Source organism: Bradyrhizobium sp. USDA 4461, assembly GCF_054055655.1.
In genome coordinates, this window is record NZ_JBSRXM010000001.1 from 5,530,307 (window position 1) to 5,545,676 (window position 15,370).

Consider the following 15,370-nt stretch of genomic DNA (forward strand, 5'->3'; position numbering starts at 1 on the left):
CCAATTTTGCCGGGAACCCTGCCATGAGCGATCTGAAGCCGCTTCGCCTCGACATCGTCTCCGACGTCGTCTGCCCCTGGTGCTACATCGGCAAGCACCGCATCGAGGACGCGCTGAAGCTGGTGCCCGATGTGCCGGTCGAGGTGCACTGGCGGCCGTTCTTCCTCAACAATTGGGTGCCGCGCGAGGGCATCAGCCGCGACGAATACCTCACCGCGAAATTCGGCTCGGTCGAGGCCTATAAGGGCATCGCCGGCCGCGTGGTCGCCGCCGCCAGCGAGGAGGGGCTGACCTACCATCCCGAACTCGTCAAGCGCCAGCCCAACACGATCGACTGCCATCGCCTGATCCACTGGGCCGAGGCCAAGGGCAAGGCGGCCGAGATGAAGCAACGGCTGATGGAGCTGTACTTCCGCGACGGCGGCGATCTCACCGACACCGATGTGCTGGTGCAGGCAGCCGCCGATGTCGGGCTCGACGCCGACGGCGTGCGCAAGCGCCTGGCCACCGACGAGGATGTCGCCCTGGTCTCGGCGCAGGCCCAGGAGGCCGCCGAGAAGGGCATCTCCGGCGTGCCGACCTTCGTGTTCGCGCAGAAATACGCGGTGTCCGGCGCCCAGCCGGCCGAGCAGCTCGCCCGCGCCATCCGCCAGGTCTCGGCCGAGATCAACGCACAGGCGGCGGAGTAGTCCGCGATCATTTTCAAAGCCCGGCTCGCGCCGGGCTTTTTCGTTTGCCCTCTCACCCATCGGAAACAAATCAGGAAAGACCACCATGATCTATGAGCTGCGCACCTACACGGTACGTCCGGGCACCGTCGGCGAGATGGTGAAGGCCGCGAGCACGATCTCGCGCGATATCCGCGGCGACAATTTCGGCAAGCTGGAAGGCTACTGGATCACCGAGATCGGGCCGCTCAATCAGGTCATGCACATGTGGAGCTACGCCGACCTCAACGAGCGGTCCCGGTTGCGCGCAGAGCTTTCCAAAAATCCGCGCTGGACCGGCGAGTACATTCCGGCGATCCGTCCGCTCCTGGTGCGCCAGGAAGTCCGGCTGCTGAATGCGATCATTCCGCCGGTGGCGCCGGCCACCAAGGGCAACATCTACGAATTCCGCAACTATCGCGCCAAGCCGCTCGGCGGCGTCAAGCAATGGCTCGACCTGTTCACCGGCGTGATGCCGGAGCGCGAGAAATACTCCAAGATCGTGGGCCTCTGGCAAACCGATGCCGGACAGCCCAACGAGGTCTGTCACATCTGGGCCTATCCCGATCTCAACGCCCGCGCCGCGGCGCGCGGTGGAGCGATGAAGGATCCGGCCTGGCTGGAATTCCTGAGCAAGGGTACGCAGCTGCTGGAAGAGATGCACTCGACCATCATGCTGCCGGCGCCGCACTCGCCATTGCAGTAAGGCGACGACGGTCGCGCTGTTGCAGGCTGCGGCGACGTCGAGACCCCCGGCAGAAAGCCTCACCCGATGTTTCCATCGGATGAGGCTTTCCAGGCAAGGGCATGCACTGCCTGAGAAACAGCGCACCGCAACGCTAGTGAGGCCGGCTGACACCAACCTGACGGCGACATCCAGTTGCTTTTTGATGTAGCTGTATGGCTACGAAAAGGTAAATCGCTGGCCGCGCTGATCAGGCAGCGCGCCGGCGGCGGATCAAGCGGACGGCGCTGCGCGCGGCTTCATAGCCGAACCTGTTCAGGGCCAGCGCGGCATGGATGGCGGTGACCAGCGGATCGCGGCGCCGCAGCGGCAGCAGCACGTCGCCGATCGCAAACCGGCCGCGCCAGAGCGGGTCGATCATGGGGTGGCCGGGCGCCGCGGTGGAATCGGCTGAGTTGATCGTGGGGTCGGCGCAAAGGTGCCGCGTGAGCTCCAACGTCAATTGCGTGCCAGGCGAATGCTTCGCGAAGCGCTCGTCGATGCCGATCTTGAAGAAGAAGGCGCGATCCTGGTGGCGGACCACGATGCCGGCTGCGACCGCCGTGCCGCCGGCATGCAGTGTGACGATCTCGCAGCGTCCGCACTCGGCCATCGCCAATGTCGCGCGGCGGATGAAGGTCGCATCGCCGGCATGCTGGCTGAGCGCCGTGCCGCGCTGGCCCTTCCAGCCGCCGGCTTCGAGGGCAAGGAAGATCTCGAGCGCCGCGGCGATTGCCCGCGGCGTGCGGGCGACATCGAAGCGCACCGCGCCGTGGTCGCCCAGGCGATGGCGCTGGCGGCGCAGCTCCTTCAGCTTCTTGGGCCCGAGCGCGTCGCGCAGCAATTCGTCGGCGTCACGCGTCGCATCGAGCTGTGCGCGCTGCCAGGCGCTCAGCAGGCGCGGCTCCAACCCGTCTTGTGCGAGCACCGTGCGGATCGCCGCCATCGCCGGGCCTTCGAGCGACATGGTGCGCAGGATCAGCGCGTGCGCGCCCGCATCGCGGGCCTGCTGCAACATCTTGCCGGCCGCCTGCTCGGCGGCGTCGCGGTCGAGCAGCGGCGTGCACAGCGTGCCGTAGGGTTCGGCGCCGACCACCGCGGGCAGCGGAAGGTGGTAGATCCGCCGCATCGGGATCACCGGCAACAGCCCGATCAACTGTCCGGCATCGCCGGTGGCGCTGAGCAGCGATGCGCCGGTGCGGCCGCGCGCCGAGGCATCGACCGCCAATTCCCAATCCGCCTGGTAATAGCCATTGGGCTCGATCGCGCGCTCGGCAAGCGCACGCCATGCGCCGACCGGCGCGCCTGACAGCGGCGGCAACGCGCGGTCGCCCGTGGCATCCTTGCGCGATGCACGGCGGATCATTGCCCGGTCAGCTATATCGGCCACGTCCCTGTTTCCCCGGCGCGTCCGCACGGCAGCTCAGCCTGCGTTCGTCAGGGGGCAACGCTAGGGCAAAGAGATGGAAAATGCCGTTGAGGTCACCGGGCAATTTGAGCGGTCACGTTAACGCAGCGTTCAGCATATGGCGGACGGCACGCCCGCGCTTTGGCGGTGACCGACCAGCCATCGGCTGCACGAACAGCGCACCGCCCGGAACGCCTGTCGTCCGGATCATTCTTGCACCACCGGTGTGCGCACATGCGCACTGAGCGGCCGATGCGGGCGCGCCTAGCTGCAAGGTCTCCGGACGATCCGGGTGCGCAAAGCAAAGGAAACTGACATGTCGAGATTGGACGGCAAGGTCGCGGTGATCAGCGGCGGCAACAGCGGCATCGGGCTCGCCATCGCACAGCGCTTCGCAAAGGAAGGCGCGGATATATTCGTCTTCGGCAGGCGCAAGGACGAACTCGACAAGGCGGCAAAGCTGATCGGCGGCGGTGTCACCGCGATCCAGGCGGATGCGTCCAGGCTCGACGATCTCGACCGTGTCGCCGGGACGGTTCGCCAGGCGAAGGGCAGGGTCGACGTGGTCGTGTCCAACGCCGGCTTCACCGAACAGGTGCCGCTGCGTGAGATCACGGAGGAGCACTACGACCGCACGTTCAACCTGATGGCCAAGGGGCCGCTGTTCCTGGTGCAGAAGATGCTGCCGATGATGGCTGGCGGCGGATCGATCATCCTGGTGTCCTCGGCCATGCACTATATGGGCCTCGCGAACCACTCGACCTATGCCGCCACCAAGGCGGCGGTGCGTTCGTATGTCCGGACCTGGGCGGCCGAGTTCAAGGACAGCGGCATCCGCGCCAACCTGCTCAGCCCGGGGCCCGTCGACACGCCGATCATGGATTCCCAGGCGTCGACGCCCGAGCAAGCCGCCGCGATCCGCAAGATGTACGCCAACTACACGCCGATGCTGCGGATCGGGCGTCCCGAGGAATTGGCGGCGGCGGCCGTCTTCCTCGCGTCGGACGAAAGCTCGTTCATGACGGGCTCCGACATGGTCGTCGACGGCGGCGTCAGCAACGTCTGAACGGGTTTCCCGCAACGATCGGACGGGCCTGCATGACATGCGCCATCAGGCTTGGCCGGCGCATGCCGACATCTCGGGCTAAGGCTTGGTGCTGCGTGGCGTGTCCGCCGCGACGGTGCTCTCGACCGGCTCGTAAGTCTCGGTCACGCAATTGTCGTCGGCCTCGACCTGGCGGCGATCGAAGATCGCGCCTTCATTGATGAAGACGCGATAGGTTTGCGTCCCGAGCGGCTTGCCGATGACCGACGTCAGCTCGGCACGCACGCAGGCGGTCCAGCCGGTGCCGCGCGGATCGTGCAGCGGCGTGGAGACGCGCACATGGGTCGGCTGCGAGCCGGCGGTGAACACCGAGTCCAGTTTGCCGGCAACCAGCCGTTTGACATCCGGAGGCGTCTCGAGCGGCGCCGGTTCGGTGGCCTTGACCCGCAACGCCTCCGGCCACACCGCGTGGCTGTCCGCCAGCCCGCAGCCGCTCAATATGATGGCGGCGCCGGCCAGCAGCGCCGCCAGTTTTACTGGTCCCTGTCCCATCCCGCGAATTTAATGTACCGCTGCCAAGATTGCGCCCCCCTGGTGGCGCTGTATTCGCGTTACGCGACGCTTTGTCGATCAACAAATGTCGAGCGACACGTTATCGTCGGGGTAGAGGTATTGCCGGATGTTTCCGCGGCTGCGGGGGAGAGAGATGGACATGAAAAGCTTCACGGTTGCTGCCGTCATCCTGGCGCTGATCGCGACGCCTACCCTGGCCCAGGGCCGGCGAGGCGGCGGCGGGGGCGATGCGAAGACGGAGCAGAAGCCCAAGGTCGACGAGAAGGCCTACAAGGCCGCGCTCGATCGTATCCCCGAACCCAAGGAGAAATACGATCCCTGGGGCGTCACCAAACCGGCCACCGACCCGGCCAAGAAGCCGAAATAGAGCCGGACGCCGCAGTTTCTTACAGGTCCATCATCCGTAGCCGCAGATTGCCGCGCGGCATGAACCTTCACCTGATGGCGTCAGACCCATCTCCGATGTCATGTCGGAGGCCGCCATGTTGCGCCGTTCGCTCCTCAGCCTGCTCGTTCCCGCCGCGATCCTGTTCAGCGCGGCGCCGGCATCGGCGGAAAGCCGGCTGGCGCTGGTGATCGGGCAGTCGGCCTACAAGTCGGTGCCCGCGCTGCCCAATCCGGCCAACGACGCCAAGGCCATGTCGCAGATGCTCACCGATGCCGGGTTTGCGGTGACGACGGCATCGGATCTGTCGCAGGACGAGATGCGCACCCGGATCAGCGACTTTGCCGGCGAGGTGGCGGCGAAGGGCGCCGATACCGTGGCGCTGGTGTTCTACGCCGGGCACGGCCTGCAAATCGATGGCGAGAACTATCTGGTGCCGGTCGACGTCGATCCGAAGCGCGAGGCCGACATCCCGATCCAGGCGGTTCGCCTCAACGACATCCTCAACACGCTGACCTCGGTGCCGAGCCGGATGCGCATCGTGCTGCTCGATGCCTGCCGCAACAATCCGTTCCCGGAGCTCAGCAAGACCGCGGGGCATGGCCTTGCCATCGTCGATGCCAGGATCGGCGCGCCCGGCACCTTCGTGTCGTTCTCGACCTCGCCGGGGGCGGAAGCCGAGGACGGCAGCGGCGCCAACAGTCCGTATACGACCGCGTTGCTGGCGACCGCGAAGCAGCCGGGGATTGCGATCGAGGACATCTTCAAGCGGGTTCGGCTCGCGGTGAACAAGGCGACCGACGGCCGCCAGACGCCGTGGGACTCCTCGTCGCTCACCGACGACTTCCGCTTCATCGCGGCGACGGCGGATGCGCCAGCGCCCGCGGCCACTCCGACGCCGACGCCGGCGGTGGCCAACCGCACCGTCGACGAATGGAAGCGCGAGTTGCAGGGCAAGCCGATCGAGACTGCGAACGAATTGATGGTGATCGACGGCACCGACGAATCCTATGAGGCCTTCGCCGCGATCTTCGCCGGCACGCCGCGCGGCCTGCAGGCGCGCGACTGGCTCGACCGGCATCGCCGCATGGTGGCGTGGAACAACGCCATCATCGCCAATACGGCGGCAGCCTATCGCAGCTTCCTCGTGCAGTATCCTGACAGCGACCTGACGGCGACCGCGCGCAAGATGATCGAGCGGCTGCGCTACCGTCCCGACCTGACGCCGGCTGCGGCGATCAGCGTGCCCGCGACCAATGTCGCGCTGGCGGCGCCGACCTGTCCCTGCAATGCCGCGCCGCCGCCGCAGCAGAAGGCCGCCGTCGCGCCGGCCAAGAATCGTGTCGAGCAGCGTGTCGAGAAGCGTGCCGAGCCCGATCCGCCGCGGCGCGCCGGCAAGCGGCCGCCGCGCGTCGTGGTCGAGGACGACGTCGTGGTGGTACGCCGTCCGCCGCCGGCGGTGGTCTATGAACCCGTCGGACCGCCGAGCGGAATCGGGATCGGCATCGGCGGCGGTGGCTATCGCGGCAATTATGGCGGCGGCTATCGCAGGGGTGGATACTGACGCGCCGATCGCGTAAACGCTTTCCCCGCATGAGATGCGCCGTTCGCATCTCGCGGGAGGACGCAATGCGATCCCTGTTTGGCCTGCTCGCCGCGCTGCTGTGCATGCAGCCGGCGCTCGCCTGGGAGTATTGGGGCGGCGATCGCGGCGGCACGCGCTTCTCGCCGCTGACGCAGATCACGACAGACAATGTCGGCACGCTGGTGCGCGGCTGGGACTTCCGCACCGGCGATCTCGACGCGCGCCCGCCCGCGGTGATGAAGCGCACCAAGTTCGAGGCGACGCCGCTGTTCGTCGAGGACAGCCTGATCTTCTGCACGCCGTTCAACGAGGTGATCGCGCTCGATCCCGGCACCGGCGCGCCAAAATGGCGGTTCGATCCGAAGATCAGCATGGGTCAGCGACCGGCCAACCGCTTCGTCTGCCGCGGCGTCGCGCACTGGACCGACGATCGTGCGGCTGAAGGCGCGGCCTGCAAGTCGCGCATCTTCACCGGCACCAATGACACGCGCCTGATCGCGCTCGATGCCAAAACCGGCAAGCCTTGCGCCGATTTCGGCAATGGCGGCGAGATCAAGATCGACGCCGGGATGAAGCTGGAATGGCCGGGCGAATTTCAGATCACCTCGGCGCCGGTGACCGGGCACGGGGTGGTCGTGGTCGGATCGGCGATCGGCGACAACCGGCGGGTCGATGCGCCGCTCGGCGCGGTGCGCGCGTTCGATGCGCGGACCGGTCAGCCGCGCTGGACCTTCGATCCACTGGTGCATAACGGGATCGAGGCCGGTCACAGCAATGTCTGGGCGCCGATGTCGGTGGACGAGGAGCGCGGCCTGGTGTTCCTGCCGACGACATCGCCCAGTCCGGACTTCTGGGGCGGCAAGCGTCCCGGCAATGACGAGCACGCCAATTCCGTCGTCGCGCTGCGGATCGAGACCGGTGAGCTGGTCTGGGCATTCCAGACCGTGCATCATGACGTCTGGGATTACGACCTGCCGGCGCAGCCGACGCTGGCGCGGATCGACACCGGCAACGGCCCGCGCGACGTCGTGATCCAGCCGACCAAGCAGGGCTTTGTGTTCGTGCTCGACCGCGACAGCGGCAAGCCGGTGTGGCCGGTCGAGGAGCGCCCGGTGCCGCAGAACGGTGCCGAGGGCGAGCAACTGTCGCCGACGCAGCCGTTCCCGACCCATGTGCCGCCGTTGCTGACGCAGCGGATGACGGCCGACGACGTCGCAGGCCTGCTGCCGGGCGTCGGCAACCCGGCGTGCGACAAGCTGCTCGCGCAATCCCGCAACGAAGGACTTTACACGCCGCCGTCGACGCAAGGCACGATCGTCTATCCGATGACCGGTGGCGGCGTGAACTGGGGCAGCGCGGCGTTCGATCCGGTCAACCAGATCCTGTTCGCCAATGTCAGCCATGCCGCGCATGTCGTCACGCTGATTCCGCGCGACCAGGCCAAGGGCTTCAATCCGCCGCCCGGCCATGAATTCGGCCAGCAGGAGGGCGCGCCGTTCGCGATGTCGCGGGCGCTGGCGATGACGCCGGTCGGGACGCCCTGCAACAAGCCGCCATGGGGCGAGACCGTGGCGGTCGATCTGAAGGTCGGCAAGATCCTCTGGCATTCCTCGGTCGGCACCAGCGAGGATGTCGCGCCGCTCGGCATCGCGCTCAATACCGGCACGCCGCTGGTCAATGGCGTCGCGATCACTGCCGGCGGCGTGCTGTTCACCGGCGCGATGGACGCTTATCTGCGCGCGTTCGATGTCAAGTCGGGCCGGCAATTGTGGCTCGGCCGGCTTCCGGTGCCGGGCGTCGCCAATCCGATGACCTATCTCTGGAAGGGCGAGCAGTATGTCGTGATCGGCGCCGGCGGCCATTCCGAGGCCGGCACGTCGATCGGGGACAGCGTGGTGGCGTTTCGCCTGCCGCGGCCGGGCGAGGGCGCCTCGCTGTGGACGCGCCTGATCGATCGCCCCGGCGGGCGGTTTGCTGCCAAGGCTGTGGCCGCCGGTCTCGTACTCGTCGCCCTCGTAGCGTTGCTGTGGCGCTGGCGGAGCCGCCGCTCGCGATCCGCCTAGGTGCTCCCTGCTGGATGGGCGCGCCGCCAAAACAGCGAAAACAACCCCATGCAAAGGAGCCGGCGGCTGCCGGCGTCCGAAAAGCAACTTGACACGTCGGGCAACTCAGGATAGTTTTCTAATATTCCGAAATGATGCAGCCATCGCCTCGATCGGTGCCGAAGAGCGGAAGTTTCGCCCTTAGCCTTTCGCAGCGGGTGCGGGCGGCACGGGCAGAATGATTTCGGAAGCGATCTTCCAGTCCTTCCCGATGCGAAGCCAATTGATGATCATGAGAAATGGCCTGGCTGTTCCATCCTGTCCCGCATAGGAGACCGTGATGTTCATTGGCACATACGACTCGGCAACGTCGCGCGTCAGGCCGACGACCCGGAACCTCGAATAATCCGGCTCCAGCACCACCGGACCCGAGGTGCCGATGTCATGCAGCTTCTGATCAATCGCCTCGTTGCCCCAAAAGCCGGCCCAGTTTCCCTCGGATTGAATCGCACTCTTGGCCACCAACAGGGCCGAGGGCGATTGCCAGAACATCCCGTGCAGAGCCTTGAAATCGTGATTGTTGGCCAGCTCCATCAACTTGCCGAACTTTGACCTGATCGCATCGATGGTTGCAGCATCCAGCGGATCGTTCCTGGCGGCGGGAGCGGATGCAGCAGCTCCCATGGAAAGAGCGAAGGCAATGAGGGTGGAGGCAAGTGTCTTGTACATGAAGGAATGCCGTTTTGGATGTCTGTATCGCATCATGCTGACGCACTTCGCGCGCCGCGGTTGATGTGAGTTGTTCATTTCGATCGACCGGAGCCGTCAGCAGGACGTTCAGCTTGCGCACTCGCGCAGCAAGTCCGTGATTTTCGTGTCGAGGGCCCGGGCGACAGCAAGGGCTTCCGAACTGCCGCAACCCGCCAAATAGCTCTCCATCTTGTCATAAGAGACGTGCACGCCGTCGGCACGCTCATCAACGAGCACTGTGACTGGAGCGTAGGATCCGGCATCGGGGACGTGTTTGACCATCTCTTTCATGATGAGTGGATTGCCGACCACAAATCGCATGATCCTGGCTGTCTTGGATCCGGATTCGCGGCGTAGAATGTCGCCAAGGTCGAATTGTGCGAATAGCATCAGCTCCGTCCGGCCGAGGCCACGTCGCACAACGCGCTCCAAATCCTGGAAGGACGTTGTCGCCCTCGTCTCCTCGAAAAATTCGACAATGTCCGGCTGCCCGACTGCGGACTTGAAGGCGGCCACGACAGCGTCGAATGGTTTCGAGCTCGTGAGGCTGAATCGTTCGATCTCGATTTTGGCGATTGTCATTTTGTCCTCTGTTGCAAGTGCATTCGGCGGCGTCGTAACGCGCCGGGATCATGCCGTGGCGGGCTGCGCGTCCAAAAAGGTCCTGACGTGGCTGACGAACAGCTCGTGGTGCTGAAACAGCGCGCCGTGACCTGAATCGGGATAAAGGATCAACTGCGCGTTGCTGAGCTCCTTGAACATCGCGTAGGCATTGTTCGCGGGCAGCATGGTGTCGTGGCTGCCGCTGACCACGAGAACCGGCTGACTGATGGCGCGCAGGATGGCGTGTCCGGGATCAGGTGTGGCACACCAGGTAATCAACGCCTTGGCCTGCGGATCGGTGACCGCGCGGCCGTTGTCGGTGTCCCGATCGTCCTTGCGCACTTTCGTCCTTTGCAGGAAGGCCAAGCCGAAGGATCGGCTGGCGGACGAATTCGTGAAGAACAGCGGCAGGCGGGGGTCCGGCGCATCAGTCTGGGAAAACGCTTCCTGCAGAACCGCCAACAAATGTTCCTCTCCGCCTTTCGGCGCAGTACCGACGAGTATGAGCTTGCGGACAAGCTGTCCGTGCTCGGCGGCGATCTGCTGAGCGACGCACCCGCCGAGGGAAAAGCCCAGCAGATCCACCTCGACAAGGCCGAGCGAGTTGATGAAATCGACCGCGTCCCGTGCCATCGCCTCGACATTGTCGGGCGTTTGGCCGGTCGAGCGGCCGACCCCGGCATTGTCGAAGGCGATCACGGGCCGCGCGGCGGCCAGAGCGTTGACGATGGCGGGATCCCAGGCATCGATGTTGCCGGAGAAGTGCTGCAGAAGAACCAGCGGCGTTCCGGTCGCGGGGCCGAGACGGCGATACGCAAAGCGGATTCCGTTGCCTTCGATGTAAAGAGTCGGCGCCGTTTCGAGCGTGGCGGCGTCCTGGTTCGCGATTCCAGGTTGAGTCATGTCATCCTCTGGATATTGAGAATCGAATGAGGTCGGTATGGCGCCAAGACCTGGCGGTCTGAGCTTTCCCCCGAGTGAGCGCGTGCGCTCCCGACGCGGAAGCGCCGGGAGCGGCGCCGTCACTTCGCGAGCGCGGCCTTTTCGATGGCCTCGGCGACTTGCTTGGCATGGACGACGAGCGAGGCGTGGCTGCCGGCGACTTCCGTCGTCTGAGCCTTGATCCGGGCTGCGAACGACTTCTGGGCCTCGGGCGCGAGGACTTTGTCCTTCGTGCTGATGACATAGAAGGTCGGCTTGTCGTGCCAGGCCGCAATGGTGACCGGGGCTTCAAACGCAACGTGGTTCAACGGGAGCTGCGAGTTGGCGAGGTGCGCGGCGATTTCCGGAGGAAGGTCCGCCGCGACGGCCGATGGAAACACTTTGGGGTCGATGTAGAGATCGCCCTTCGCGTCAGGATGGATCGCATTGCCGCCTTCGGTCGGCGGCCCTGCCTTTGCGAGCGACGCAAGGGATTCACCCACGTCAGGCGCGAAGGCGGACACATACACCAGCGCCGAAACCTTGGGATCGTTGCCCGCTTGCGTGATCACCACGCCGCCCCAGGAGTGACCGACCAGCACGGTTCTGCCGTCCTGCTTCGCGAGCGCCTGTTTGGTGACATCGACGTCGGCCGCGAGCGAAGTGAGCGGATTTTCCACGAGCGTGACGTGATAGCCCTTTTTGGTGAGGATATCGGCGACGGGCTGCCAGCTCGTCTGGTCCACGAAAGCTCCGTGTACCAGCACGATGTTGTGGGCTGCTCCCCTCGGCAGTTCGGCCGAATTGGCGGAGCCGACCAATGTCGATCCGGCCAGAAGCACAGTGGCGGCTGAAAGAAGGATATTTCGCATCGATTGTTCCTGTAGGCGTGTCGGACCAACAGAGTCCGGAGGAATGAACAGGCGTTTCCACTGAGGTCGCGGTTCTTCCATCTGCCGTCGGCGAAATGGTTGCCGCACGTGACGTCGGCCCGCCACGACATGACCTAATCCGCAGTCATTCCGGACGATAGGGATCAATCGTCCGAGTGTTGTGTCGGATCGTCCACCCCGTTAATCTCGACAGAATGGATATCCTCGCTCAAGTGCTCGATCGCGTTCGTCTCGGAGGGACGCTGCTGTTTCACTTCGAGCTCGGCCATCCCTGGCATCTTGAGCTGCCGGCGCGCCCCTACGCGCTGTTTCACTATGTCAGCCGTGGATCGGCGACCCTCGCGGTCGAGCAGCGTCAAGAAATCCAGATGACCGAGGGCGATCTTGTCGTGATTACACGCGGCGCGCCCCATGTGTTTTATTCGGACCGCAAGGCGAAGCCTTTGCGCATCATCGATATCGATCGGGCGTCGTCGCGATTTGGCGTCATTCGTCACGGCGGTCGTGTCAAGCCGCACGCGACCATGATCTGCGGCAATTTCACGGTGTCGCGGCCACTATTTGGCAGCGTGCTGGAGCTGCTGCCGCCAGTACTGCTGCTGAAGCCGACGACGGACGGTGGTTGGCGCGAAGCGATCCTGCGCCGCATGGTCAGCGAGTCTGCGCTTGAGCGTCCCGGCCAGCGGGTCGCGCTTTCACGACTGACGGAAGTGCTGTTTGTCGAGGTACTCCGAAGCTGGATCTCGTCTCTCAGCCCCGGACAAGGCGGCTGGCTCGGGGCCATTTCCGACCCCCATATCGGACCGGCGCTCAAGCTGATTCACGAAAGCCCGGAGCGGCCCTGGACCTTGAGTGATCTTGGCCGTCGCGTCGGGCTCGGCCGCTCGGCGTTTTCGGCGCGCTTTAGCAAGCTCGTCGGTCAATCCATGCAGCGTTATGTAATCGAACGCCGGATGGCAGAAGCCGCCTTCCTGCTCGAAACCAGCGATGAGTCCATCGCGCGGATTGCGAGCCGGGTCGGCTACGAGACCGCGGCGGCATTCTCGAAGCTGTTTCAGCGGCATCATGGAGAGTCGCCGGGCCGTTACCGGGCCGCTCGGCGCGCTGACGGCGGCCGCACGCCGCTGGACGGCTCGGAATTGCAGGTTTCCGATTGATCTCGACAACGCCGTGTGGACTCCAAATCCGGGATGTCGCTTCCGAGAGGCATGCGGACACCCGGCACATACGCTCGCAAGCGGAAGCGCTGGGATCGGCGGCCACCAGCCGGGCCGATTCATCCTTCGAGACGCCGTACTATGCACGGCTCCTCAGGATGACGGTGATGGGTGTTGCGGTTGTCTGATTTCAACTGTCAAACAGCTTGCTCGGTGTCATCAACCGCGCATGCGGGTGATCCAGTATTCCAGAGACTGTCGTGCTTGAGCCGACAGGCCGCGGCGTACTGGGGCGCCCGGTCTCGTCTCCGCCAAGGCGTCGCCTCGGCGTCTTATCCCGGCAGCATCGCGAACGCGCTCGACACCATCGCCACCGGCTTGTTGTCGGTGCCGGAGGAGAGCGTGACGCGGCCGAAGCTCATGGTGCGGCCGAGCCGGACCACGCGGGCGTCGGCCAGCACGTCGGAGGCGGTCACTGCGCGCATGAAATGCGTGGTCTGGTCGACCGTCGTCATCGGGCGATAGCCCTTGTTGGCGGCGAGATTGGCCAGCACCATCGCGGTGTCGGCGAACGCCATCAGCGCCTGGCCGCAGACGATGCCGCCATTGCGGCACAGCCGCTCGGAAAACGGCATGCGCAGGATGGCGCCGGGCTGCCAGTCGGGATCGCCGCCGGCGGGGGCTGCGATGTCGAATTGCTCGACCGACAGATTGAGGTCCTGCACCCATGGCGCAAAGACGTCGCCGAGCACGCGCTTCGCGTCGTCGATCCCGAATTCATTGGCCTGCTGCATGATGTCCCGTTTCCTCTCTTGTTGCTCGTCTTTTTCCAGCACTCAGTATCGCTGTGATGTGAATCGCACTCGGTTGTCATTGCGAGGAGCGACAGCGACGAAGCAATCCATGCCTACGCATGTGCGGGCAGATGGATTGCTTCGCTTCGCTCGCAATGACGATGGTAGATACCGTGACCTAGTTGGCCGTGACATGCACGCCCGGCCGCTTGCCGTCATTCCATTTGCCGTCGATCGCGCGTTCGATCTGGGCGGCGAGCTGCAACAATAGCCCGTCATCGGCCTGCTTGCCGATCGCCTGGATGCCGAGCGGCAGGCCGTGCTCGTTGGTCGCGAGCGGCAGCGAGATCGCGGGGATGCCGCAGAGATTGGCCAGCGGCGTGAAGGCGAAATTGCGCCAGAGATTGCCGAACCAGTCCAGCACCGACGGGTTGTCGCTGATGGTGAGATATTCCGTGGTGCCGACCTTCGGCGTCGGCAGCGCCGTGATCGGCGTCAGGATGATGTCCCAATCCTCGAAGAAGGCGCCGAAGCCGCGCGCGGTGGTGTTGAACACCGCCTGCATGCGGGCGCGGTCGGCGAAGCTGAAGTCGCGGCCGTGCTCCCAAATGCGGATGTTGATCGGCTCGATCAGCTCCGCCGGCGGCCGCTCCAGTCCGCGCGCGGCAAGCATGTTGCCGATCACGACGGCGAAATTGCTGATGTAGCAGCTGGTCTGCGCCGCGAAGGCTTGCGTGTAGTCGATCGCCGGCAGCGCGTAATCGACCTGGTGGCCGAGGCCTTCGAGGAAGCGTCCGACCCGCGCGAGCTCGGCTGCGATATGCGGCGTCGCGCGATAGTCGCCCCATGTGTGCGACAGCGCGATCCTGAGCCGGCCGGGGTCGCGCTTGATCATCGCGGCATATGGCTCAGGCGGTGCCCAGAACGGCATGAACTCGCCGGGCGCGGGGCCGCGGCAGGCGTCGACGAAGGCCGCGGTGTCGCGCACCGAGCGCGACTGGCAGCCCTGGATCGAGACGAGGCCAGTGAGATCGGACAGATGCGGCGCGAGCGAGAACACGCCGCGCGACACTTTCAGTCCGATATTGCCGTTGACGCCGGCCGGAATCCGGATCGAGCCGCCGCCGTCGGTCGCATGTGCGATCGGGACCGCGCGCCGGCGGCGACCATCGCCGCGCTGCCGGCCGACGAGCCGCAGGTGGTGTAGTCGGTGTTCCAGGGATTGCGCGTGACATAGATCGCGGGGTTCTCGGCCGAGCTGCAAACCCCGAACTCCGGCGTCGTGGTCCGCCCGATCAGATTGAGGCCGGCCTTGCGCAGCTTCGTGGTCAGGAAGGTGTCGGCCGCGGCGCGGTTGCCGCGCATCATCAGCGAGCCCATCTCCTGCAGCCGTCCCTGCATGGTCGGGCCGAGATCCTTCATCAGGAAGGGCAGGCCGGCGAACGGCCCGTTGAGATCGGCGCCGTCGCGCGCGGGATCGGCGATCACGTCGTCGAACAGCTCGACCACGCCGGAGAGCGCGGGATCGACCTTGGCGACCGCGGCGGCGGCTTGCGACGCCAGCTCCCGCGGCGTCAGCTCGCCACGCCGGACGCGCTCGGCGAGCGCCGTTCCGTCATGCCGCGTCCATTCGTCCCAGCTCATCGCCAAAGTCATGTCGTCGATTCCTTTTCTGCTTTGTTGCGGAGTGTAATTTGCGCGGCCGCCCGGTCAAACCGTTGCGCGGCGGCGGCGCTCCGGCACGCTCGCGCTGCCTTCCGACGCGCTTGCGCTGCGTTCCGAA

14 protein-coding genes and 1 pseudogene are annotated in these 15,370 nt (G+C 65.4%); 7 read left to right on the forward strand and 8 right to left on the reverse strand.

Annotated elements, in window-relative coordinates; genetic code table 11:
• Window positions 1-23: 23 nt before the first annotated feature.
• Window positions 24-689 (forward strand): DsbA family oxidoreductase, encoded by a 666-nt coding sequence (locus tag ACVINW_RS25645; RefSeq protein WP_456753880.1) that lies wholly within the window; start codon window positions 24-26, stop codon window positions 687-689.
• Between the two features lie 85 nt (window positions 690-774).
• Window positions 775-1,413 (forward strand): NIPSNAP family protein, encoded by a 639-nt coding sequence (locus tag ACVINW_RS25650; protein ID WP_456753881.1) that lies wholly within the window; start codon window positions 775-777, stop codon window positions 1,411-1,413.
• A 229-nt stretch (window positions 1,414-1,642) separates the two neighbouring features.
• Here ACVINW_RS25650 and ACVINW_RS25655 read toward each other — a convergent pair whose 3' ends face one another.
• The gene (locus tag ACVINW_RS25655) at window positions 1,643-2,821 is read right to left on the reverse strand and encodes a GNAT family N-acetyltransferase (protein ID WP_456753882.1); all 1,179 of its coding nucleotides are present in this window, start codon (window positions 2,819-2,821) and stop codon (window positions 1,643-1,645) included.
• A gap of 334 nt (window positions 2,822-3,155) precedes the next feature.
• On the opposite strand from ACVINW_RS25655, the gene ACVINW_RS25660 reads away from it, so the two are divergent.
• Window positions 3,156-3,905 (forward strand): SDR family NAD(P)-dependent oxidoreductase, encoded by a 750-nt coding sequence (locus tag ACVINW_RS25660; RefSeq protein ID WP_456753883.1) that lies wholly within the window; start codon window positions 3,156-3,158, stop codon window positions 3,903-3,905.
• A gap of 78 nt (window positions 3,906-3,983) precedes the next feature.
• Here ACVINW_RS25660 and ACVINW_RS25665 read toward each other — a convergent pair whose 3' ends face one another.
• The gene (locus ACVINW_RS25665; protein ID WP_456753884.1) at window positions 3,984-4,436 is read right to left on the reverse strand and encodes a hypothetical protein; all 453 of its coding nucleotides are present in this window, start codon (window positions 4,434-4,436) and stop codon (window positions 3,984-3,986) included.
• A gap of 160 nt (window positions 4,437-4,596) precedes the next feature.
• Here ACVINW_RS25665 and ACVINW_RS25670 point away from each other — a divergent pair, with 160 nt between their 5' ends.
• The 3 genes from ACVINW_RS25670 (at window position 4,597) to ACVINW_RS25680 (ending at window position 8,490) form a co-directional block, all read left to right on the forward strand.
• Window positions 4,597-4,824 (forward strand): hypothetical protein, encoded by a 228-nt coding sequence (locus ACVINW_RS25670; protein WP_456753885.1) that lies wholly within the window; start codon window positions 4,597-4,599, stop codon window positions 4,822-4,824.
• 115 nt (window positions 4,825-4,939) lie between these two features.
• Window positions 4,940-6,406 carry a caspase family protein gene (locus ACVINW_RS25675; protein ID WP_456753886.1) on the forward strand — a complete coding sequence of 489 codons (1,467 nt, stop codon included), beginning with the start codon at window positions 4,940-4,942 and terminating at the stop codon, window positions 6,404-6,406.
• 65 nt (window positions 6,407-6,471) lie between these two features.
• A complete protein-coding gene (locus ACVINW_RS25680; protein WP_456753887.1) occupies window positions 6,472-8,490 on the forward strand; it encodes a pyrroloquinoline quinone-dependent dehydrogenase in 2,019 nt (672 codons plus the stop codon).
• A gap of 180 nt (window positions 8,491-8,670) precedes the next feature.
• Here the strand turns inward: ACVINW_RS25680 and ACVINW_RS25685 are convergent, their stop codons facing one another.
• The 4 genes from ACVINW_RS25685 to ACVINW_RS25700 all read right to left on the reverse strand — a co-directional run bounded on the left by ACVINW_RS25685 (window position 8,671) and on the right by ACVINW_RS25700 (window position 11,615).
• Complete coding sequence (locus tag ACVINW_RS25685) at window positions 8,671-9,198, reverse strand: hypothetical protein (protein ID WP_456753888.1); 528 nt, start codon at window positions 9,196-9,198, stop codon at window positions 8,671-8,673.
• Between the two features lie 108 nt (window positions 9,199-9,306).
• Window positions 9,307-9,801 (reverse strand): DUF302 domain-containing protein, encoded by a 495-nt coding sequence (locus ACVINW_RS25690; protein ID WP_456753889.1) that lies wholly within the window; start codon window positions 9,799-9,801, stop codon window positions 9,307-9,309.
• A gap of 48 nt (window positions 9,802-9,849) precedes the next feature.
• The gene (locus ACVINW_RS25695; RefSeq protein ID WP_456753890.1) at window positions 9,850-10,725 is read right to left on the reverse strand and encodes an alpha/beta fold hydrolase; all 876 of its coding nucleotides are present in this window, start codon (window positions 10,723-10,725) and stop codon (window positions 9,850-9,852) included.
• 119 nt (window positions 10,726-10,844) lie between these two features.
• Window positions 10,845-11,615, reverse strand: a complete 771-nt coding sequence (locus ACVINW_RS25700) for an alpha/beta fold hydrolase (RefSeq protein WP_456756498.1) — start codon at window positions 11,613-11,615, stop codon at window positions 10,845-10,847.
• A gap of 215 nt (window positions 11,616-11,830) precedes the next feature.
• On the opposite strand from ACVINW_RS25700, the gene ACVINW_RS25705 reads away from it, so the two are divergent.
• Entirely contained in the window at window positions 11,831-12,793 is a 963-nt protein-coding gene (locus ACVINW_RS25705; RefSeq protein ID WP_456753891.1) for a cupin domain-containing protein, read from the forward strand.
• Window positions 12,794-13,125: 332 nt separating this feature from the next.
• Here ACVINW_RS25705 and ACVINW_RS25710 read toward each other — a convergent pair whose 3' ends face one another.
• Both ACVINW_RS25710 and ACVINW_RS25715 read right to left on the reverse strand, forming a co-directional pair.
• On the reverse strand, window positions 13,126-13,587 hold the full coding sequence (locus ACVINW_RS25710) for a PaaI family thioesterase (RefSeq protein WP_456753892.1): 462 nt from the start codon (window positions 13,585-13,587) through the stop codon (window positions 13,126-13,128).
• Window positions 13,588-13,765: 178 nt separating this feature from the next.
• Window positions 13,766-15,243 (reverse strand): annotated as a pseudogene (locus ACVINW_RS25715) (amidase).
• Window positions 15,244-15,370: the final 127 nt, after the last annotated feature.

What these genes read in the sequence shown, in the direction of transcription:
- ACVINW_RS25650 (WP_456753881.1), top strand. Translation starts at nt 775, where the DNA reads ATGATCTATGAGCTGCGCACCTACACGGTACGTCCGGGCACCGTCGGC.
- ACVINW_RS25690 (WP_456753889.1), bottom strand. Translation starts at nt 9,801, where the DNA reads ATGACAATCGCCAAAATCGAGATCGAACGATTCAGCCTCACGAGCTCG.
- ACVINW_RS25705 (WP_456753891.1), top strand. Translation starts at nt 11,831, where the DNA reads ATGGATATCCTCGCTCAAGTGCTCGATCGCGTTCGTCTCGGAGGGACG.
- ACVINW_RS25660 (WP_456753883.1), top strand. Translation starts at nt 3,156, where the DNA reads ATGTCGAGATTGGACGGCAAGGTCGCGGTGATCAGCGGCGGCAACAGC.
- ACVINW_RS25670 (WP_456753885.1), top strand. Translation starts at nt 4,597, where the DNA reads ATGAAAAGCTTCACGGTTGCTGCCGTCATCCTGGCGCTGATCGCGACG.
- ACVINW_RS25665 (WP_456753884.1), bottom strand. Translation starts at nt 4,436, where the DNA reads ATGGGACAGGGACCAGTAAAACTGGCGGCGCTGCTGGCCGGCGCCGCC.
- ACVINW_RS25680 (WP_456753887.1), top strand. Translation starts at nt 6,472, where the DNA reads ATGCGATCCCTGTTTGGCCTGCTCGCCGCGCTGCTGTGCATGCAGCCG.
- ACVINW_RS25685 (WP_456753888.1), bottom strand. Translation starts at nt 9,198, where the DNA reads ATGTACAAGACACTTGCCTCCACCCTCATTGCCTTCGCTCTTTCCATG.
- ACVINW_RS25695 (WP_456753890.1), bottom strand. Translation starts at nt 10,725, where the DNA reads ATGACTCAACCTGGAATCGCGAACCAGGACGCCGCCACGCTCGAAACG.
- ACVINW_RS25700 (WP_456756498.1), bottom strand. Translation starts at nt 11,615, where the DNA reads ATGCGAAATATCCTTCTTTCAGCCGCCACTGTGCTTCTGGCCGGATCG.
- ACVINW_RS25710 (WP_456753892.1), bottom strand. Translation starts at nt 13,587, where the DNA reads ATGCAGCAGGCCAATGAATTCGGGATCGACGACGCGAAGCGCGTGCTC.
- ACVINW_RS25645 (WP_456753880.1), top strand. Translation starts at nt 24, where the DNA reads ATGAGCGATCTGAAGCCGCTTCGCCTCGACATCGTCTCCGACGTCGTC.
- ACVINW_RS25675 (WP_456753886.1), top strand. Translation starts at nt 4,940, where the DNA reads ATGTTGCGCCGTTCGCTCCTCAGCCTGCTCGTTCCCGCCGCGATCCTG.